This window comes from Micromonospora sp. URMC 106 (assembly GCF_051386395.1).
GTDB lineage: Bacteria > Actinomycetota > Actinomycetes > Mycobacteriales > Micromonosporaceae > Micromonospora.
Genome location: NZ_JBPQTP010000009.1, coordinates 67,262 through 87,169 on the forward strand (window position 1 = coordinate 67,262; position 19,908 = coordinate 87,169).

20 protein-coding genes are annotated in these 19,908 nt (G+C 69.7%); 11 read left to right on the forward strand and 9 right to left on the reverse strand.

Annotation, left to right across the window (positions count from 1 at the left end):
• The first annotated feature begins 621 nt into the window (after positions 1–621).
• Positions 622–3,429, forward strand: a complete 2,808-nt coding sequence (locus ACSNOB_RS04955; protein WP_436685366.1) for a hypothetical protein — start codon at positions 622–624, stop codon at positions 3,427–3,429.
• Positions 3,426–4,406 (forward strand): MBL fold metallo-hydrolase, encoded by a 981-nt coding sequence (locus tag ACSNOB_RS04960; RefSeq protein WP_436685367.1) that lies wholly within the window; start codon positions 3,426–3,428, stop codon positions 4,404–4,406. The genes ACSNOB_RS04955 and ACSNOB_RS04960 overlap by 4 nt, the downstream gene beginning before the upstream one ends.
• Before the next feature lie 223 nt (positions 4,407–4,629).
• Here ACSNOB_RS04960 and ACSNOB_RS04965 read toward each other — a convergent pair whose 3' ends face one another.
• Positions 4,630–5,517 carry a LysR family transcriptional regulator gene (locus tag ACSNOB_RS04965; protein WP_436685368.1) on the reverse strand — a complete coding sequence of 296 codons (888 nt, stop codon included), beginning with the start codon at positions 5,515–5,517 and terminating at the stop codon, positions 4,630–4,632.
• A 111-nt stretch (positions 5,518–5,628) separates the two neighbouring features.
• Between ACSNOB_RS04965 and ACSNOB_RS04970 the strand changes: the two genes are divergently transcribed.
• From ACSNOB_RS04970 to ACSNOB_RS04980, 3 genes are all read left to right on the forward strand, one after another.
• Positions 5,629–6,123 carry a cupin domain-containing protein gene (locus ACSNOB_RS04970; RefSeq protein WP_436685369.1) on the forward strand — a complete coding sequence of 165 codons (495 nt, stop codon included), beginning with the start codon at positions 5,629–5,631 and terminating at the stop codon, positions 6,121–6,123.
• 56 nt (positions 6,124–6,179) lie between these two features.
• Complete coding sequence (locus ACSNOB_RS04975; protein ID WP_436685370.1) at positions 6,180–7,436, forward strand: MFS transporter; 1,257 nt, start codon at positions 6,180–6,182, stop codon at positions 7,434–7,436.
• Between the two features lie 632 nt (positions 7,437–8,068).
• Complete coding sequence (locus ACSNOB_RS04980; protein WP_436685371.1) at positions 8,069–8,389, forward strand: hypothetical protein; 321 nt, start codon at positions 8,069–8,071, stop codon at positions 8,387–8,389.
• Between the two features lie 91 nt (positions 8,390–8,480).
• On the opposite strand, the gene ACSNOB_RS04985 is transcribed toward ACSNOB_RS04980, so the two are convergent.
• Positions 8,481–9,089 carry a TetR/AcrR family transcriptional regulator gene (locus tag ACSNOB_RS04985; protein WP_436685372.1) on the reverse strand — a complete coding sequence of 203 codons (609 nt, stop codon included), beginning with the start codon at positions 9,087–9,089 and terminating at the stop codon, positions 8,481–8,483.
• 87 nt (positions 9,090–9,176) lie between these two features.
• Between ACSNOB_RS04985 and ACSNOB_RS04990 the strand changes: the two genes are divergently transcribed.
• The 3 genes from ACSNOB_RS04990 to ACSNOB_RS05000 all read left to right on the forward strand — a co-directional run bounded on the left by ACSNOB_RS04990 (position 9,177) and on the right by ACSNOB_RS05000 (position 12,526).
• Positions 9,177–10,565, forward strand: a complete 1,389-nt coding sequence (locus tag ACSNOB_RS04990; protein ID WP_436685373.1) for an MFS transporter — start codon at positions 9,177–9,179, stop codon at positions 10,563–10,565.
• A gap of 80 nt (positions 10,566–10,645) precedes the next feature.
• Entirely contained in the window at positions 10,646–11,917 is a 1,272-nt protein-coding gene (locus tag ACSNOB_RS04995; RefSeq protein WP_436685374.1) for an MFS transporter, read from the forward strand.
• A 141-nt stretch (positions 11,918–12,058) separates the two neighbouring features.
• Positions 12,059–12,526: an integrase core domain-containing protein gene (locus tag ACSNOB_RS05000; RefSeq protein WP_436685408.1), complete on the forward strand. Its 468-nt coding sequence runs from the start codon at positions 12,059–12,061 to the stop codon at positions 12,524–12,526.
• Here the strand turns inward: ACSNOB_RS05000 and aztD are convergent.
• A complete protein-coding gene (gene aztD / locus ACSNOB_RS05005; RefSeq protein ID WP_436685375.1) occupies positions 12,501–13,544 on the reverse strand; it encodes a zinc metallochaperone AztD in 1,044 nt (347 codons plus the stop codon). The genes ACSNOB_RS05000 and aztD overlap by 26 nt on opposite strands.
• On the opposite strand from aztD, the gene ACSNOB_RS05010 reads away from it, so the two are divergent.
• Positions 13,537–13,707, forward strand: a complete 171-nt coding sequence (locus ACSNOB_RS05010) for a hypothetical protein (RefSeq protein WP_436685376.1) — start codon at positions 13,537–13,539, stop codon at positions 13,705–13,707. The genes aztD and ACSNOB_RS05010 overlap by 8 nt on opposite strands.
• A 53-nt stretch (positions 13,708–13,760) precedes the next feature.
• Here ACSNOB_RS05010 and aztC read toward each other — a convergent pair whose 3' ends face one another.
• From aztC to aztB, 3 genes are read right to left on the reverse strand one after another with little or no spacing between them, the layout of a single operon-like run.
• Positions 13,761–14,675, reverse strand: coding sequence for a zinc ABC transporter substrate-binding protein AztC (gene aztC, locus ACSNOB_RS05015; protein ID WP_436685377.1), 915 nt, complete (start codon positions 14,673–14,675; stop codon positions 13,761–13,763).
• Complete coding sequence (locus ACSNOB_RS05020; RefSeq protein ID WP_436685378.1) at positions 14,672–15,862, reverse strand: hypothetical protein; 1,191 nt, start codon at positions 15,860–15,862, stop codon at positions 14,672–14,674. Before ACSNOB_RS05020 ends, aztC begins: the two co-directional genes overlap by 4 nt.
• Positions 15,859–16,725, reverse strand: a complete 867-nt coding sequence (gene aztB / locus ACSNOB_RS05025) for a zinc ABC transporter permease AztB (RefSeq protein WP_436685410.1) — start codon at positions 16,723–16,725, stop codon at positions 15,859–15,861. Before aztB ends, ACSNOB_RS05020 begins: the two co-directional genes overlap by 4 nt.
• Before the next feature lie 47 nt (positions 16,726–16,772).
• Here aztB and aztA point away from each other — a divergent pair, with 47 nt between their 5' ends.
• On the forward strand, positions 16,773–17,435 hold the full coding sequence (gene aztA / locus ACSNOB_RS05030; RefSeq protein ID WP_436685379.1) for a zinc ABC transporter ATP-binding protein AztA: 663 nt from the start codon (positions 16,773–16,775) through the stop codon (positions 17,433–17,435).
• A 66-nt stretch (positions 17,436–17,501) separates the two neighbouring features.
• On the opposite strand, the gene ACSNOB_RS05035 is transcribed toward aztA, so the two are convergent.
• The 3 genes from ACSNOB_RS05035 to ACSNOB_RS05045 all read right to left on the reverse strand — a co-directional run bounded on the left by ACSNOB_RS05035 (position 17,502) and on the right by ACSNOB_RS05045 (position 19,065).
• Positions 17,502–17,996, reverse strand: coding sequence for a transposase (locus tag ACSNOB_RS05035; RefSeq protein WP_436685380.1), 495 nt, complete (start codon positions 17,994–17,996; stop codon positions 17,502–17,504).
• A 248-nt stretch (positions 17,997–18,244) separates the two neighbouring features.
• Positions 18,245–18,664: a hypothetical protein gene (locus ACSNOB_RS05040; RefSeq protein ID WP_436685381.1), complete on the reverse strand. Its 420-nt coding sequence runs from the start codon at positions 18,662–18,664 to the stop codon at positions 18,245–18,247.
• 170 nt (positions 18,665–18,834) lie between these two features.
• Positions 18,835–19,065: a hypothetical protein gene (locus ACSNOB_RS05045; protein WP_436685382.1), complete on the reverse strand. Its 231-nt coding sequence runs from the start codon at positions 19,063–19,065 to the stop codon at positions 18,835–18,837.
• 96 nt (positions 19,066–19,161) lie between these two features.
• Here ACSNOB_RS05045 and ACSNOB_RS05050 point away from each other — a divergent pair, with 96 nt between their 5' ends.
• Complete coding sequence (locus ACSNOB_RS05050) at positions 19,162–19,899, forward strand: TetR/AcrR family transcriptional regulator (protein ID WP_436685383.1); 738 nt, start codon at positions 19,162–19,164, stop codon at positions 19,897–19,899.
• The last annotated feature ends 9 nt before the right edge of the window (positions 19,900–19,908 follow it).

The window sequence follows — 19,908 nt, forward strand, 5'->3', positions numbered from 1 at the left end:
TGCCTCTCGCACGATGCGCTGCTGGCCGCGAAAGCGCCGCCGGCTACAGCCACGTCAACCTCGATGGCACCCTGATCACCACTGACCGGGTCGCCACCCCAGGGCCGACGCCCGGAGTAGACCTGTGGTGGTCGGGGCACGCACCGCCACCACGGCGGCTACGTCCACGCCGTCTCTGCCCCGGACGGCTGGCCGCTGTGGACCTACGACGGGCAGCCCGGCCGCGAACACCGGTGGACACCGCACTAGCCATGCCTCACGCCACCCTCGCCGCCGCAGCACGACACTTCCCGCTCCCCGGCGCCCACGCCCCGAACACGACCACCGCCCACCTGCCGCAGCACAGCGAACTGCCCTGCGATCGCCCCCGCATCAAAGAGATCATCGACGCAGCGGACACCGCCCTCCAGAAGCGACGAACACGGCATGCCCGACGCCGCGCACGCCCTCAACAAGGCCGCCCTCATCGGCAGCGAGGCCGAAATGACAGACCATGCGCCTGGCAACTCTGCTGGCAGCACATCGACACCTACCCCAGACGCCACGACCGCTCACATCCCCAGAGCCCTGCTACACGCATGATCCTTCAACGGCGTATCGAGGCCTGTTACCGTCTCGCGAGTGGCGATGGTTCGCGGGCAGCGACTGGACGTGCTGGAGATGTATCGGCGGACGCGTCCGCGCGACGTCCCGGCGGAGATGGTCGAGGCCGCCACCGTGCGGCGGCTCGCCGGGGACGTGGCGGGCGCCTGCGCCGCAGCCCGGGTCGACCTAGACGTCGACGTCGCCGCGATCACGCGGTTGCACGGCCGCGAGACGGCCGACCAGGTGATCGACGACCTGCGGCACGTCGCGCCGGACCTGCTGCGCTGGACCGTGCCTCGAGAACTGAACGCGGACGGCGCGCCCATCGGGTCCGGCCTGCTGCGCCGCTATCCGGCCGGCGGCGGCGCGAACCTCATGGTCAGTACGGTAAGGAACCAGCCAGGCCGGCTGCAGCTGTGGGTGCAGACTCGACGGGCGGACGAGACGGACCTGCCGGACCGCGTTCCGGGAACATACCACCTGCCGCGGGCGTACTGGGACGTCCGGTACACCAGCGAGCTGCGCGGCCTCTGCGGTGGCGGGCCGGACCGAATTCCGTTCCACGGCGTCGACGGCCGCCTCCTGGATACCGTCCCCGCCAGGCCGCGTCCGGACGACCCGGTCGCCATGACGGAGTGGCTGACCCTGCTCTGGGACGAGGGCCGCACCGGCGAGGCCCTCGCCGCGTGCGGGATCACGCTCGCCGACGGGCAACAGGACCGATGGCCGCAGCGCCCGTGGGTCGCGGTCGAGCGGCTGGTGGCCGATGCCCGACGGGTGCTCGACAGTGGCGTGTTCGACCCCGGCCTGTCGGAGCGGCGCACGTGCCCGGCCCGGACGATCTGGGTCGAATGCCGCGACGAGGGCCAGGCCGGCACCGATATCGAGCTGACGTTCGGCGACGGCGGCCAGGTCACGGCGCGGCGGCGTAGTGCCGGAGCCGGGGAGTCCCGCCTGCTCACCGCCCCCGAGTATCGCCACCCGATCGATTTCGACCTGCTGCGGTTCGGGCTTGTCGGGCCGGATGAGCTGCACCCGGCGGTCACCCAGGCGCTGTTCCCGACGCGGCCTGCCGGCGCTGGTGACCTGTCCGGCCGGCCCGCCGCGCCCGCGGCAACGCGTGATGGCGGCGCGGAGCTGATGGAGCGGGCGGTTCACCGCGACACCGCCGGCGTGTGTGCGCTCCTCGACGCCGGCGCCGACCCGCTGGTGCGTGACGGATCCGGCCAGACGTTGTTGCACCTGCTGCCCCACCTCGACCACGAGCTGCTCCTTCCCCGACTGCTCGCCGCCGGTGTGGACATCAACGCCGTCGACCTGCAGGGGCACACGGCACTGCACGCCGCCGCTGTACGTAGGCGTGAACTGGGGCTGGCCGGATCGATCGCCCGGCAACCGGTCGAGGATCTGATCGGCCGGCTGCTCAACGCGGGCGGGGTCGACGTATGCGCCGAGCGGGGCGCCCCGTGCTCGGCCGGCGCACCGGCCGAGGGTCGCCCCCAGCCCACCAGCGAGGATGTCGACCGGCTGCGGGCAGCTGCCTTCCGGCGTGAGTATCGGTCGATGGCCGACCTGGCTTGGGCGCTGTATTCGATCGGAAAGGACCGTCGCGAGGTGCTTGCCGAATGCTACGGCGCGCCGTTCCCGGACGAGTTCTTCACGCTCGCCGATCACCTGCCGCTACCCGGGCACTTGCCCGAGGATCTGCGGTGTCACGTGTGGCGACTCGCGCTGCCGGCCGACCGGGGCGGTCCTGTGCCGCCGTCCGGCAGCAGCATCGACGACTACAACGACCGCAGGGTCTTCGAACGCGACCGCCGGTTGGTTCCGGTGCTGCCGTTGCGCGACCACCGCACCGAGTACGGCGGCCTTGTGCTGTGCTACCGGCTCACGGAACTCACCCGCGGCGAGCCGACGATCTTCGGCACCGACCCGTCTGATGACGCCGGGCGGATCGAACAGCTCGGCCCGTCGCTGCTGGCGGTGTTGCACGACTACCACGCGACGGTCGTCGACCGGCTGGAGGCACTGCGGCGGCTCGCACCGCAGCACCGTGACGTCGACACGCTTCCCGCGCACCGCGCCGCGCTGCACCGGGTCGCGGCGCTGCTGCCGGCCGGAGCGCCGGGCGTGGTTCGCTCCGAGCTGACCGCCCCGTTCACCACACCGGTGTCCGACCGCACGCTGGCCCGGCTCCGGGACCAGGCGTCCCTCGACGACTACCGGTCGATGGCCCGGCTGGCGTGGGCCCTGTACGCCACCGGTTCGAGCCCGCGTGAGGTGCTGGCCGAGTGTTACGGCGTCGCGTTCCCGGACGAGTTCTTCGTGCTCACCGACGCAGATCCGCACGACGCGGTCCCCGGTGACGTGACCAGCCTGCCGTGGGGGCTGGGCGTGCCGCTCGAAGCGGGTGGACCGGCTCTGAGGCCGTCGGCGATGACATGGCCGGCCCAGCGGCGGATCTTCGCCTGGAACCCAGACCTCGTCCCGCTCGTCGCACTGCACCACCACGGCCACTACGTGGTTCGCCACGGCGGCCTGGTCCACTGTTACCGCCTGAGTGAGCTCGCGGTCGGCCGTAGCACCGTGTTCGGCGTCCCATGGCACCGGCGCGGCGACGACGGCGAACTGTCCGTCGAGCCCTCCGGCCAGTCCCTCCTCACGGTCCTCCACGAGCACGCCATCGCTCGCCTCCGCCTCGACGAATGGGAAATCCGGCAGCCCTCGAACCGGGGCGCAGGATCCATCGACGACGATGAGGTCGAGGGATCCCGCCAGATCGTGGCAGATATCGAGGCGCTACAACGCCGCCTGAACAACCACACGAGGACAACCGAGCAATGACCGAACCCGACCTGACGCCGGCCGACCATCCGGCGCGTCTGGAGCGAGGACACCCGTTCCGGCAGTGGAAGACCTGGCGGATACCCGGCACCAGCCTGACCCTCACCGGCTACTCCCGCGCTAACGACAAGACCTTCTTCCACATCCCGGAACTGCGGTGCAGTCTCGACGCAGGGCTGTGCGAGGGACGACAGGTGGACACAGTCTTCCTGACCCACACCCATCACGATCACGCCAAGGACCTCGACTACCTGGCCACGAATCCCGCCGGCGTGGACATCTACCTGCCCGCGCAGGCGGTGCCGTACGTGGAGTCCTACCTCCGTGCGAGCGCCGAGCTGAACCACGGTGCGGCGTTCGAGCCCGCCCTGGCGAAGGGCCACCGGCTGCACGGGGTGCGGCACGACGACGAGTTCACCTTCGGGCGCAGGGGGCACCAGGTGCGGGTGGTCGAGTGCGAGCACAAGGTGCCCTGCGTGGGATATGCCTTCGCCCAGCGGAGCAAGACGCTCCGACCGGAGTACGACGAACTGCGGCGCCAGCTGGTTGGCGAGGGTCGGGGTGGCGAGTTCGGCCGGATCATGGCACGCAAACGGGCCGAGGGTGCCGAAGTCGACATGGAGATCTTCCGACCGCTGTTCGCCTTCCTCGGCGATACACATGTCAAAGTGTTCCAGCGCAACCCATGGCTGCTCGACTACCCGGTCGTCATCACCGAATGCACTTTTCTCGACGATGCCCAACTGGAACGCGCGGATCGCGTCGGGCACACGGTCTGGAGCCAGCTACGCCCCGTGGTCGAGGCGCACCCACGAACGCTGTTCGTCCTCATCCACTTCAGCCTGCGCCATTCGGACCCGGAAATCCTCGCGTTCTTCCGGCGGGAGTGGAAGCAGACGGGCACCGCGCGTCCCGACAACGTCCTGCTGTGGGTCCACCCGGCAAGCCATCTGCCTGAGCAGCACCAGCACCGCTAATCCAACGTCGACACGTCACCGAGATTGCCAGTGGAGGCGCGACCAGCTCCACCGCCTCAACGGCACGCGTGAACTCGACGCCTCGCTAATCGCTCTGACGTGTGGACGGTTGGATGTCGACCGGCTACGTACTGCTCTGGCGGCGGTGCCGCTGCCGCAGGCGGCTGACGGGCGTCTCGTGCTGGCGTTGACATCACGTGCTGCGCTGACTCGCGCCGTACCGTCAGGCGCCGACGTCGGGCGCGGTGCGGTGGAGTGCCTGCAGCAACTGGCGAACGGCGGGGCTGGGTGGCCCGGCCGGCACGACCAGTGACGTGGTCACCGTCAGGTCCGCCAGCCGGTGGATGGCCACCCGTGGGATCGACGGCAGCCCGTTGACGTCGTAGAAGACCGTCCAGGACGGCGGCCCGGCGGCAATCGCGGTCAGCGTCTGTTGCAGGGTGGTGAACGACGGCCCGAGCAACGGCTCTGTTCCTGTGCGGCGGAAAGCATCAACGATCAAGTCGTGGAACAGCGCGTTGGCGTCGCGGGAAGCCAGCCGCAACGGCAGGCCGGCCAGATCCGCCAGATGTAGATCCCGCCCGGACGGCAGAGGGTGCTCTGCCGGTACCGCCGCGTAGAGCGGATCACTCCAGGCGTGCAGCAACTCCAGTCCGGCCACCGGCCGGGCGGCCCGGACCAGCGCCGCATCGAGGTCGCCGGACCGGACAGCGGCGAGCCGGTCCGCTGCGGAGAGCCGGTGCGGCTGGACCTGCAGCCCGGGCGCCGACGTGGCCAGTTCGGCGAGGAGCCGGTAGATGCGGTCGCCGGGCCCGTGGACGACACCCAGCCGCAGGACACCGTCGTGCCCGGCAGCGATGTCGGCGGCGATGCGGCGGGTCCGGTCGGCCGCCGTCAGGACGGCTCGCGCCTCGGGCAGGAGACGCTCGCCGGCCGCGGTCAGCCGCACGTGGCGGGAGGAGCGGTCGAACAACGGCACGCCGAGCCCGCGCTCCAGGCGGCGCACCTGCTGGCTGACGGCGGACTGCACGATGTTGAGCCGCTGTGCGGCACGGCCGAAGCCGCCCTCCTCCGCGACAGTCACGAAGTACTGCAGCTGACGCAGTTCCACCTCGTCCACCTCTTGGTCGATCGCGATCGGTGATCGCTGCCGACGCTAGCTCGTACTGGTTCGAACGATCTTCCGGCCGTCGAATGGGAGCAGCATCTGAGAGGAGCAGCCATGGCTTATCCGAACGAGGCGTTGGTGGTGCGGCCCGGCACGGCCGAGTACGTCGCCCTGCCGACGGGCGGATTTCACCTGCTCGCCGACGCCGTACACACCGGCGGCGTGCTGGGCGCGAATCGCCTGACGCTGGGTGCCGGCGCCGACGGCGCCCGCCCGCACCACCATGCGTTGTCGGCGGAGTTGTTCTACGTTGTCGAGGGCGTCGCGGAGTTCCTGCTCGACCGGACGATGGTCCGTGTCGAGGCCGGCGGTGTCGTCCTCGTCCCGCCGAACCTGGTGCATGCCTTCGGCGCCGCACCAGGAACGGGCGTCGACCTGTTCATCGTGCTCACACCCGGTGTCGACCGCTTCGAGTATTTCCGCGCACTCGGTCGAATCCAAGGCGGGGACGAGCCGTTCGCGTCTCTGCTGCCGATGCAGGATCACTATGACGTGCACTTCCAGGACCCTGCGGCTTGGCTGTCCCGCCGCACGGCGGGACAGCCGTGACCGCCCCGCGAGTGATGGCACACGTGCAGACGACGGCGCGTTCGACCGCGCTACGGGTGGGTCTGCTCTTCGGCCCTGTCGTGTTCGGCGTCACCGCCGCCGGGGTGGCCCTGCCCCGCGTCGGCGCGGCACTGGGTGCGGCGCCGGATGCGGTCGCCTGGGTGCTCACCGCCCACGCGCTGGCACTCGGCCTCGGCACGGCGGTAGCAGGGCGGCTGGCGGACACGTACGGCATCCGTCCCGTGCTTCGCGCCGGCTCGCTGTTGCTGGTGATCGGCGCCCTCGCCTGTCTGTGGGCGCCCGAACTGGGCGTTGTCGTCGCCGGTCGGCTGCTGCTTGCCGCCGGCTCCGGTGCTGCGGCCGCAAGTGCCGGCGCCCTGCTGGCCGCCGTCTCGCCGGCGTACCGACCTCGGGTACTGGCCACCTACGGCATGGTGATCGCGGCATTCGCCGCGACGGCCACGCTGGCCGGTGGTGTCGTCACCGCCTGGTGGTCCTGGCGTCTCGCCCTGATCCTCCCCCTACTGTCGGTGGCTGCGGTGCCCTTCTGCCTGCCTTTGGCGGAGCGCGTCACTGCCCGACGACGATTCGACGTGGTCGGCGCGCTCCTGGTCACCATCGTGGTGTGCCCAATCGTCGTGTTGATCCAGGCGGGCACGCTGCATCTGCACTGGGCCGTGGTCTGCGCCCTCGCCATGATGGCCTGCGCCGCCACGGTTCTGCTGACCCGCTGGTCGGCGCGTCACCCCTCCGGTTTCCTCGCGCGGCAGATCGTGGCCGACAGCACGTTCTGGACCGCCACCACCATCGGCGTCGGCACCTTCGGCGGGCTGTTCGCCACCATGTACGCGGCGCCACAGTTGCTGACGAACGCGCACGGCTGGGACGCCCTCACCGTCGGGGTGGTCCTGCTGCCCGGTGCCGCGCTGGGCGCTGCGCTGTCGCGGATCATCGGGCGCCTCGACAGCCGGGCCCAACGCCGGCTGCTGGCCGGGTGCGCCGCGGCCGCCGGCCTCGCCCTCTTCAGCGCCGCGAGCGGGGCTGCCTGGACCGCGGTGATCGCTGCGTGGGCGGTCCTTGCCGCGTTCGCCGTCACCCAGGTAACCCTGACCGGACTGCTGTCCGCAAAGTTGCCCCCGTCGCTGCGCGGATCGGGCCTCGGCCTGCTCAACCTCACCTGCTTCGTGGGCGGTGCCGCCGGGTCAGCGTTGGCGGCGGCGCTGGCACACCAGAGCGGACCCGCGCTGTCCATGCTTGTGGTGGCACTCTTTCCCCTCGCGGCCGCCGCACTGGCGATGAGGAGACTGTCCTGAGGAGCGCCTGGTCGGTGCCATCGGTCGCCCGAACCGAGGGACTTCCCTGCCCGAGAAGTGAGTACGTGAAGGCATTGACATGGCACGGGATCGAGGGCATTAGCCTCGAGGATGTTCCGGCACCCAAGATCCATATCACGACAGATTCGATCGTACGATCACCACCAGCGCGATCTGCGGCACCCGACCTGCACCTCGCCTTCCGCGAGCAGGACGGGGTGTACCTGCAGTCGCGGGCCGGCCGGAACCTGACCCCCTACTTCCCGGGTATAGGCGGGCCTTCTCCGTGCAGCCCGGCGCCCGGGTGCACACGCCTGGGCGGACGACCGCGATCGGCGGTGGAGCGAGCAGCTGCCGCGCCGGCGGTTAGCCAGCGTGGCGAACACCTGCTCCCCCGTGTCCCGGACCGTGCTCCCTTGGTCGGAGGCGTACGTGGATACGATCGGCACCGCTGTGGGCTTGCACCGCGACGGGCCGGTGCGCTACGACACCTACCGCAATCCCCGCGGCGAGCCGGAGCCGCGGCTGGTATGGCACTACCCGCCCGGCACTGAGGCGGTACTTCCGTGACGCCTCGTCGGCGGGTGCCACGGAAAGCGCGGCGCCGCGCCGGACGGTGGAGCGTCGGCGCGGTGCTCGGGGCGGCGATGGGCTTGGCTCCGCACCTGTTGCATCACGTCGGTCTGCTCGCCGGCACAGCATTGCTGGCCGGGCTCGGTGGCACCGCGTTCGCCGTGCTCGGGCTGGCCACGATGGCACCGATGCTGATACGACTGCGGCGTCGGTTCGACACGCGGCGGGCGCTTGGCGTCGCGGTGCTGCTGTTCGCGGCCATGCTCGCCGGGTCAACCCTGGTGATCGGTCCCGCACTGCGCGGCGCTGGGGACGACGCACCGCAGCCCGGTCCGTCCCACTGCACCCCGGCCGGCGAACACACCCGTCACCACGGCTGACCTTCAGCAGTCACCCGCAGAAAGTTGCCACCGCAGCTGCAGACTGCAAGGAGGCGCCACGCTGACGACGCCGGCCACTGCCGTAGCGGCCTCAGGGTTGCGGCTGCGTGTCGTTCGCTGGTGGTGTCGCGAGAAGCGACTGCACCGTGGCAGTGACGACGTTCGCGGCGCTCGAAGGGTCGAGACGGCCGAGGCGGGTCTCCTCGGCAGCGCCGTTGAGCAGGTAGTGCACCGCGTTGACCAGCCAGGTGATCGGCAGATCGGTCCGAAACACGCCCTGTTGCTGGCCGCGGCGGACGAGTTGCTCCAGCCGGTCGGCCGCGCCGGTGTGCAGTTCGCGCAGGCGCCCGGCGGGCAGGACCGCCTGCGCCGCGGTCAGCAGCGCAGCGGACTCGGCGACCAGTGACCAGCTGGATGCCAGCAGCCGGTTCATCGCCTGCCGGGCGTCACCGTCCAGGTCGACACCGACGAGCCTCTGCTCGCCGGCCTGCAAGGCATCGGTCAGGGCTGCCTCCACCAGCTCGGGCCGGGTCCGGAAGTGTCCGTAGACGGTCATCCGGCCCACACCGGCGGCCTTCGCGATGTCCTCGACGGTCGCGTCCGGATCGCGGCTGAGGCAGTCGCGGGCGGCGGACACGATGCGCGCGATGCTGCGCTCGGCATCGGCGCGCCGTCGAGGACGCGTGTCGGCAGGAACCATGCCACCACTTTAGCTCGTACGGGAATGTACGAGTTAGCCTCTCCGTTGCAAGTCGTACGGTCGTATACGAGTTCCGTGGAGGGTGTCATGACCACGCACGACATACACGAGAAGACAACACAGCATCCGCTGCGCTGGCGGATCCTCGCCTTCCTCGGTATCGCCCAGCTGATGCTCATCCTGGACGTCACCGTGGTCGCGATCGCACTGCCGCACATGGAGACCGACCTCGGACTGAGCCGGGCCGTGGTGACGTGGACGGTGAGCGCCTACACCCTCACCTTCGGTGGGCTGATGCTGCTCGGCGGACGCATCGCCGATCTGGTCGGCGCCAAGCGGGTGGTGTTGACCGGCTTGCTGGTCTTCACCGGGGCGTCCTTGGTGACCGGCCTGGCCGGCTCCGCTGACATGGTGGTGGGCGGCCGCATCGCGCAGGGCGTCGGCGCGGCGCTGCTGTCGCCGGCGGCGCTGTCGCTGGTGGTGAATCTGTTCTCCGGCGACGAGCGCAACAGGGCTCTCGGGGTGTGGGCCGCGCTCGGCGGCGGCGGCGCAGCGTTGGGCGTTCTTCTCGGCGGCCTGATTACGGCCGGCCCTGGCTGGCCCTGGGTGTTCTTCATCAACGTCCCCATCGGTCTGCTGATCGCCGTCGCGCTCGCCGTCATGCTGCCTGCCACCACAGGGATGCAACCGCGACCGCGGTTGGACGCTCTGGGCGCGGTGCTGGTCACCGGCTCGTCGGCCGTCCTGATCTACGCGCTTGTTCGTGCTGGCGACGATGGCTGGCTGACCGCCGTCACCGGCGGGCTCGTGCTGCTCGCCGTGGTCGGCTACGCGGCGTTCGCGGCCTGGCAGAAGCGCGGACGTTCTCCGTTGATGGACGTCTCTCTGCTGGCCCGGCGCCCAGTCACGACTGGGGCGTTCCTCATCCTGATGGCGACGGCACTGATGGTGGCCGTCTTCTTCCTCGGCACCTTCTACTTCCAGCAAACCCGCGGCTACGGCGCCCTGCGCACCGGGCTGCTGTTCCTGCCGGTCGCGGTGGCGACGATGCTGGGCGCGAACCTGACCGGACGGATCATCGCCCGGTTCGGGGCCCGCTCGCTCGCCGTTGTGGCATTGCTGATCACAGCGGCCGGCATGGCGGTCCCCGCCCTGACGATGCAGCCGGTCGCCGTCACCGTCGGTATCGCGGTAGCCGGCGCGGGGACCGGCGCCCTGTTCGTCATCGCCTCGGCCACCGCCCTGGGACAGGTCGCCCCGCAGGAAGCCGGCATCGCCTCGGGCATCGTGAGTACCTTCCACGAGTTCGGCGCCTCGGTGGGCGCCGCCGTCGTCTCCAGCGTCGCCGCCGTCAGCCTCGTGGGCGACAGCCTCGACGGCTTCCGCGACGGATTCCTCGTGGCGGCGCTAGCCGCAGCCGGCGCCGCCGTCATCGCCGGTCTGCTGACCCCCGGCCGCCCGGCGCCGCAGAGCTGACCAGCACCGGTTCCTCGACGACTACGACGCTGCGGCATGACACCGAGATATCCGAAACCTGGAAGGGCTACGACAGCGCGATGACCCCCACCACGACCGCCGTGCCCTTGTCGGTACTCGCTCGGGTGCTGATAATCGGCGCCGGCATCATGAGCCTCGCCAACTCCGTCACCATCCCGTTCCTGGCCGTGTTCCTGCGCACGGGCGTCGGCCTCCCACCGGGTCTGATCGGGTTCATCATCGGCTCGTCGGTGTTCTTCTCGATCTTCGCCGGGTTCGTCGGTGGTTCGTTGTCGGATGTCCTCGGGCGTGCCCGGCTGCTGCTGGTCTCCCTGGTCGGTGTGATCGGCTCCTTCATCGGCCTCTACATCGCCGACAGCGCGACGACGGTCTTCGCCTGCAACGCGACGTTGGCGTTGAGCAGCGGAGTCTTCGCCCCGGTGGGCAAAGCCCTGCTCAGCGACCTGCTCCCACGGGAACGCCGGGCGAAGACGTTCTCCTACCAGTACGTGGCCACCAACATCGGCTACGCTGTCGGACCGGTCGCCGGCGCGGCGGTCGGTCTGGCCGGCGGACGGCTCGCGTTCCTCGTCGGCGCTCTGGGATACGGCATCTACCTGATCGGCCTAGCCGTGGTTCTGCTGCTGGCTCCTGCCGCCGCCACCGCCGCGACGGCCACCAGTGACGCGGCGAAGCAACACTTCGGCAGTGCGCTGCGAGGACTGGCAGGCAGCGCGCGGATCGTGGCGGTCGACCGCAGGCTGCTGTTCCTCGTCCTCGCCGGACTACTGCTGGAGGCTGTGCACGGCCGGATCTCGTCCCTACTCGCCCAGCACCTGTCCGTCGGGTTCACCGACGGCGTCACCATCCTGGGGTACGTGCTCGCTGCCAACGCGATAACCGTGGTGGTCCTGCAGGTGTTCGTCTCCCGGTTCATGGAGAAACGCAATCCCGTCACGTCGATCACCGTCGGAGGTCTGCTGACCGTCACCGGCATGGCGGGCTTCGCCGTGGCGGACGGGCTCTGGCAGTTCGTCGCTGCGATGGTGGTGTTCTCGCTGGGCGAGATCCTCATCTACCCGGCCGAGTTCGCCATCATCGACCGCATCGCGCCGGAAGAGAGCCGTGGTGCCTACTTCGGTGCCCAGACCTTCGCCCAGATCGGTGTCTTCATCGGCCCCTTCACCGGCGGGCTGCTCCTTGCTGCTTACGGAGCCACCACCATGTTCCTCGGCGTCGGCTCGTTTGCCCTGGCCAGCGTTGTCATCTATGTGGTTGTCGGCAGACGGATACCGGGCCTCGCCGCTTCCGTTCCGGACCGCCATCCGGTGCCCTCGAACACCCAGCAGTGACACATCAGCCAGCCCTCTTCGTCGGTGAGCTGATCGCCCGGCTCGGTCGGCGGCCGGAGCACCTCCGCATGGACAACGGCCCCGAACTGACCGCACGAGCGTTGACCGACTGGTGCGCTACACCGGCGTCGCCCCGCCTACATCGACCCCGCATCACCGTGGCAGAACGGAATCCGCGAATCGTTCAACGGCCGCTTCCGCGACGAGTTCCTCACCTGCGAGCAGTTCGACACCCTTCTCGAGGTCCAGATACTGGCCAGACTGGCGCATCGAGTACAACACCTACAGACCCCACGGCTCCCTGGACTGGCTCACCTCCGACGCCTACCGGCAGCAGCGGATCACCAACCGGCAACCAACGTTCATAGCCTCAGCCCGACGGCTCGTGGGCGGTCGAGGCACTGGTCGCCCCACCCGCACCTTCGCCGGTGGCAGTTACCGCGCCCGCTGACCGCGAACGACAGCGCGAGGGAACGGCGAGCAGCGTCGGCGCCAACCGTTCGGGGCCGTCACACCCGCCAGGCCCGGAGAAGGGAAGGACCCGAACCGCGTTTCCGCAGTCCGGGCTCCTTCCATCTGGTGCTCAGTGGGCAGACAGCGTTCCGCTGATCTCGTTGGGGACCGCGGGCAGTTCCACCGAGCCGACGATCTTGCCGGTGGTGAGGTTGAGTCGGTGCACCTTCCTGGTGGCGGGCTCGGTGACGTAGGCGGTGTCATCGCGGACGAACAGGGCCGGGCGGGGCTCCTGCCACTTCATCGGCTCCTTCCAGGCGCCGACGACGGGCCACGCGTTGGTGATGGCACCGGTGGCGGGGTCGATGACATGCAGCTTGCCGTCGGTGCCGAGGATCAGGCCCTCACCCTTGGGGCCGCGGCCCAGCGAGCGGAAGCTGTAGCTGACGCCCTCGGGCATCGGCACGACCTTGAGCGAGTTGGTGGCGGTGTCGATGAGCGCGAACTGCCCCGGGTTCTCCAACTCGGCGTCGGGTTCGATCTTGTAATCGCCGAGCAGGATCGGCGAGGCCTCGCTGCCGGCCTGATTACCGATGCGGCTGTACGCCCGGTCGCTCTTGACCTTGACGAAGGCGCCGTTCTTGAACAGCAACATGCCGTCCTCGCAGCCGAGCCCGACGACCTCGCCCTGGGCGACGGCCTCACCGTGGACGCCGGGGCACTCCTCGCTGCGGGCGATCTCCTTGCCGTCCTTGTCGAGGGCGATCGCGCCGGAGCGCGATTCCTCGGTGCCGAGGGTGACCACGAGGGTGCCGTCGCCCAGCTCGACCGCCACGCCGTGGTGCGCCTGCGCCGTCTTGTACTGCCGTCCGCTGGGCTTGCCGTCGGCGAGGTCCTTGGAGGCGAAGCTGTGCACCTCGCCCGTGCCGTCGGTGAACAGGATGGTGCGGCCGCCGTGCAGCACGACGTGGCCGGGCTTCGCGCCGGGCCAGGTGATGTCGGTCATCCGGCCGGCGGCGGCGTCGAGCACCTGGAAGCCGGCCTCGGTGGAGACGATCACTCCGGTGTCGTCGCCGGCCGGGTTGACCCGGTTGAACCCGTCCAGGGCGACGGTGTGCGCCACCTTGAGGGTCTCGCCGTCGAGCACGTGGATGCCGCCGTCGTAGGTGATCACCACCGGTTCCTTCACCGAAGCGGTGGTCGACGACGCGGAGGGGGATCCGGTCTCGTTCGTCGCCTCGGAACCGCAGGCGGTGAGCGCCAGCGAGGCTGCCACCAGCGCGGCCAGCCCGTTTCGTGTGTTTCGGTTCACTGCATCCCTCCCAAAATGGATCTGACAATCGTTTTCAATAAACATACATGGCGGTGCCCGTGCGGGTGTGACTGGGGGTCAGCCGCTCAGGCCGCCGATGATGGCCTCGGTGTTGAAGCGCATCATGTCCAGGTAGCTGGCGGCGTCGCCGTCGGCGTCGCTGAGCGACTCGGAGTGCAGCCCGATGACGCGTACCGTGATGCCGGCCTCGGCGGCGAGGACGTCGGCGAGGCGTGCGGGTTGCGCGGTATCGGCGAAGATGGCCCGCACCCGGTGCGTCTTGATGGCGGTGACCAGCGAGGCGAGGTCGGCGGCGCTCGGCGAGGCCAGGGTCGTTCCACTCGGGATGATGGCGCCGACGACGCGGAGGTCGTAGCGGTCGGCGAGGTAGCCGAAGACGTGGTGGTTGGTGACCAGGACCCGCCGCTCCGCCGGGATCCCGGCGAAACGCTCGGCCAGCTGCGCGTCCAGTTCGCTCACGTCATTGGCGTACGACTCGGCGCGCTGACGGACTACGTCGGCGTCGACCCCGTCGACGTGGGTGATGATCTCCTCGGCGAGCAGTCGCACCGCGGTGACGACGCGCCCGGGGTCGGTCCAGAAGTGCGGATCCGGATGGCCGGCGGCGTCGCCGTCCCGGTACTCCATCGGATCGATCCGCGCGCCCACCTCGACGGTGCGGACGCCCTCGGACTTCGCCGCCGCCACGTGGTGCAGCACGCCCTCCTCCAGGCCGAGACCGTTGTAGACGACCAGGTCGGCCGCCTGCATGGCATGCGCCTCCCGCGCCGAGATGGCGAACGAGTGCGGGTCGGCGTTCGGCTTCATCAGCACGCTGACCTCGGCCTGGTCGCCGACGACCTCCGCGACGACGTTCCCGAGGATGTTCGTGGTCACCACGATGCGCGTGCGCTGCGGCGAGGCGCAGGCGGCGCCCCCGACCAGCAGCACGGCAGCGCCGACCAGCGCTGCCAGAAGCTTCGATGCCCTCATCGACCGACCTCCACAGCCAAATCCGGTCGCCCGGCGACCCGCAGCGTGCGGGCGGTACGCAGCCCGTCGCGATAGTCGATCTCGTGGATGATCCGGGCGGCCGGCTCAGCCAGGTAGGCACGGTCGGCGTCCAGCGTCAAACTCGAGGCCGGCACCGACTTCTGCGCCAGCACCTTCCCGGTCTCCAGGTCGTAGCTGACCAACGCGCCGGACCGGTCGAGGGCGAGCACCGTGCTCCCGTCCGCCGGTGACGCCGCCGCCACCAGCTCCCGGCCCTGCACCGGGAGGTATCGCAGGGTCGCCTTGGCGGCGTTCACCGACCAGATCCCGCCACGATCGGCGACCGCCGCCTCGTTGCTCCGCGGCCGGTACCCGAATGGTTCCGCCGGGACGGGAGTCCGTGGACTGGGCAGGGTCTTCGCGGTGAGCTTCTCGCCCTCGAGCTTGACGCGGACGAGGCTGCCCTCGCAGGCGATGACGGCACCGCCGCGCAGGACGGCCCAGCCGCGCGGCGCGGCGCACGGTACCTCCAGAGCGCCGGTCGGTTCGCCGCGCTCGTCCATCGCGACGATGCGGTCCGCCGGCCGAGTCGGATCGCCGCCGACGGCCACGAGGAGCTGATCCGCGTACGGCACGGCCAGCGCGGTGGAGCTGCGGGAGTCGATCGTGGTCAGCCTCGCGACCCGGCCGGCTTCGAGTTCCCGCCGGTCGAGCACGGTGACCTTCCCGTCGGCCGTACCGATGGTGGTGTGGGCCTCGTGGCCGGCGACCGTGGCGACCGGTGCGTCGAGGGTGAGCGTGCCGACCGAACGGGCCGGAGCCCGGTAGTAGTGGACGTGGTCGGCGTGGTCGACGGTCCAGACTCCGGCGTCGACGATCTCGATTCCCCGGTCACCGTCCCCGGCGTAGACGAAACGACCGTCCTCGGTGATGCGCTCCGCACCGAGCGACAGGCCCACTTTCTTCTCCGACCCGGAGGTCAGGTCGAGCAGGTGCAGCCGCCGGGCCCCGCGGGTCGCATAGGCGATGGCCGGCTGCGGCTCGGCCAACTCCTCGGCACCGGCGACGTAGCCGTGGGGCGTCTCCTCGACGTCCGGCGGGTCACCCGACGAGCCGCACCCGCTGACAGCGAGCGTGACGCTGAGGGCGGCGGCACCGGCGAGGCGCCTGGCATTGGTGGCGATCACGAGTTTCCTTTCAGTGAGGGGTTGGCGAGCGGCGGGCGGGGTCGACCCAGCACGGTCGTGACCCGGCGCGCCCCGAGGATCACGAAGAAGATCAGCACGGCGACGGCGGCGATCGTGGCGCCGGCGGCGGTCGCGGCGTACCAGGAAATCCACAGGCCGATCACGGCGGCGGCCGAGCCGATCACGAAGCTGACCAGCATCACCGCGGGCAGCCGGCGCGCCACGAGCATGGCCGCCGCCGACGGCGCGATCAGCATGCCGAAGGCGAGCAGGGTGCCGACCACGCTGAAAGCGACCGCCATCGTGACGGTCAGCAGCGCCAGCATCGCCGCGTTGGCCAGACCCGGCCGCAGGCCCAGCGTCCGGGCCTTGCGCGGGTCGAAGGTCAACGCCAGGAACGGCCGGTAGCACACGGCGGTGACCGCCGCGACCACGGCCACGGCGACACCCAGCATCAGCAGGTCGGGCCGCTGGATCGCGAGCACGTCGCCGAACAGGAACGCCGTCAGGTCGGTCGCGAACGACCGTGAGTGCGACACGACGATGACCCCGACCGAGAGCATCCCGACGAACAGCAGCCCGATGCTGGTGTCCCGCCCGAACTCCCGGCTGTGCCGCAGGGCGTTGACACCGGCCGCCATGGCGAAAGCGCTGGCGGTGGCCCCCACGACGAGGTTCCCGCCGACGATCGAGGCGATCGCCACGCCCGGCAGCATGCCATGGCTCATCGCCTCACCGAGGAAGGTCATCCCCCGGGCAATCACCCACACGCCGACCAGCGCGCACGCCGCAGCCAACAGCACGCCACCAACGAGGGCACGAACGACGAAGGACACGGTGAACGGCTCGACCAGGGACGACATCACCCGACCCACTATAGTCAAATGATAATCGTTACCGTTAAGGGGATATGTTGAGCTCCGTTCTCCTGGCCGCCGAGCATGTGGCTTTCCGCTACGCTGATGTGCCCGTCCTGCACGACGTGAACCTGAGCGTCGAGTCCGGGTCCCTGGTGGCCCTGACCGGCGCGAACGGCAGCGGCAAGAGCACGCTGCTCCACCTACTCGCGGGCGTCACACAACCCACCCGAGGCCGCATCGTCCGGCGCCCGGACACCCGCCTCGCTCTGTTGCCGCAGCGCACCAGCGACATCGACGCCCTGCCGCTGACCGTCGCCGAATGCGTGCAGATCGGGCGGTTCACGCTGCTTCGCCGGCCGAACCGTGACGACCGTGCCTACGTGGCGAAGATCATGCATCGGCTGGACATCGCCCACCTGGCCCGCCAGCGGCTCCGCGAACTCTCCGGCGGTCAGCGCCAGCGCACACTGATCGCGCAGGCGCTCGTCCAGGACGCCGACATCTACGTCCTGGACGAGCCGACCGCCGCCCTCGACACACAGAGCCGGCAACGAGTCCACGAGTTGGTCGCCGAGCGCGTCGCCACCGGCGCGGCCGTGGTCATCGCCAGCCACGACCCCGCCGAGGCCGCGCTCGCCGAACGCGTCATCCACCTCGAGAGCGCCAGGCCCAGTTCCGACACCCTGCTGTCCGGCAACACGGATGAGCGCTGAAGACGCACCAGTCGCACAAAGCGGAGCAATGCTCACAGTGCCCGGATGATGCGCCGGTTCCCGGTTCTACAGGCGCCGGTGCCGGTTCTGGTCGCCGGACGAGGCGCCGATCGGTGCGGTGCCGTGCCACGAGGCGAAGTGGGCGCGGCTGGTGAACCGTGCGATGTCGACGAGCAGGTGGGCGGCGCCGGACGGGCCGATGCCGGTCAGGTCGATCAGCCGGCTTCCGGTGCTGTCGACCAGATCGGTGAGCTCCTGTTTCGCGACTTTGATCTTCTTGCCGATGACGACGAGTTCGTCGATCAGCTCGGAGGCCAGCCGGCGGCGGGTCTTGCCGACCACGTCTCGCGGGCGCACGGTGGCCAGCAGGGCGCGGGCCTGCTGTGCCGTTGCAGCCCTCGACCGCCCACAGGCGGTCCTTGTGCTGGCGGCCGGCGGCGAGCATAGCCTGGTAGCCGTCGCGGTCGGTGCCGAACCGGCCCTGCACGAGCGCCTTCTCCGTTGATGATTCGATGATGACGGAACGCTTATCCGGTCCACGCCGATGATGACCTGGGCCATCGCGTCCTCCCTCGATCCGACGGTGTTCGTCGACGGGGAGGGCAGCGCTACCTTGAGCCGGGCAGTCCCCTCTTGAGCCTCTCTCCGCCGCGGTGACCGGCGGGGCGCACGCCAGACGAGAGCCACACCAACCTGCGGTGGGCAGCCGCGATGGAGGCGACCCCACCGGTCACCTCGACCAGGCCTGGCCGGGCTGCGGTCGCACCACCAGCTAACAGGTAGCCGCGATCTGGGCGGGGAGCGTGGAGTCAGTGTGCCGTCGGTGCCGGCCTGCGGCGACCCCGCCACCACACCTCGACGAGGATCGCTGGCAGCGTGATCGCGACGCCGGCGAACGCAAGTGCCCGGGTGCGCCGTTGCTGGATCTCTCCACGTAGTTCTTCATAGGTGGCCTGGTGTTCGATGACGTCGCCGCCGCGGGACCGTACGCATACGTCGCCGGGCCCGATCAGGACGTCGTGGCTGGCCGGGTTGGCTTCGAAGCAGGCGATTCTGGTTGGCTTCAGTTCCCAGTTGACGCGGTCCCAGTCGACGTCGATCCACGACTGGGACGTGCACACGTCACCTGAGCAGGAGGTCTGCACCGGCAGCTCCCAGCCGGCACGCAGTACGAGAGCGCCGACGAACAGGCCTAACAGGACGGAACTGAGGGAGACGACCGCGCGCATGTCAGGTTGGACCGCCGGCAGTCGTGCCTGGTTCCACCAGAGTCCCTGCGGTGGCCCTCAGTGGCCTTGGCGTTGAATCAGTGAGCCGTTTTCATCCTCCGTCTTCCACCAGCCCAGGTGGCCTTTATGACGTTTCATCACCGTCTGCTTGGCACGAGCTTGGCGGGTGCTCAAGGGACTGTGTCGGAGTAGACCTCGACGTCGTAGAGCAGTTGCACGTTGCGACGGCCGTTCGTGATGCCGACGAAGATCGGGTCACCGGCCGGGGTGCGGCCCTGGCGCCACACCTGTTCCCGAACCGCTTCTCGCGACTCGTGATGGATCTTGCCCTCTTGATGCAGTTGCAGGACGCGACGGGCAGTGCTCCGGTCGCTGTCGAGGTGGACTCGCAGCAGAGGCATGGGCTGATCTCCTTGCCGACCGTCAAGGCCAACCTTCGTACGTTCGACTAGCTTACCGATGTTAAGTTGCCTGTCCACCGGACTAGAGTTGGTTCCATGACCACCGCAGAGCCAGGTGCGCCGATCACAACCTCGGCAGGGCGACGGGACAGCCGCATTCCACCGCCGATTTGGCTACGTGCGGAGCCCTCGCGTGCACGGCGCAAACCGCCGCTGACCCTCGAGCGCATCGTGGACACAGCGGTGACCTTGCTGGACGAGCACGGCATCGAGGGGCTGACAATGCGCTGCCTTGCCCAGCAGCTCGACGTGACAGCGACCGCGTTGTACTGGCACGTGAGGACGAAGGACGACGTCCTGGACCTGGCCGTTGACCGGATCTTCGGCGACGTGCCAATCCCGGACGTGAGTGACAACTGGCTAGAGGACATCCGCGTCCTCGTCCGAGGCTGGCGCGGCGCCATGCTGGGCCATCCCTGGGCACCAAGGCTGGTCGGACGTCCGATGCTCGGGCCCAACGTTCTAGCCCGTACCGAGTTCCTGCAATCGGCGCTGGTGCGCGGCGGCTGTCGCGGACTCCAGCTTGCGGTGGCCACGCGAATGCTGGCCAACTACGTCATCGGCGCCGCACTCACGGAAGCCACGTGGCACCAGACCGCGGACCCTGACGCGAGAGCCGCAGCCCGCGCCTATGTCGCCGCGAACGCCAACGCCTATCCGACTCTCAACGCCTCTGGCCATCTCGACGGCGCCCAATGGGACGACAACCTGCTGTTCGAGGAGGGCCTCAACGGCATTCTCCTGACAGCAGCACGGACAGGGACGCCGGAATGACCACGGGCA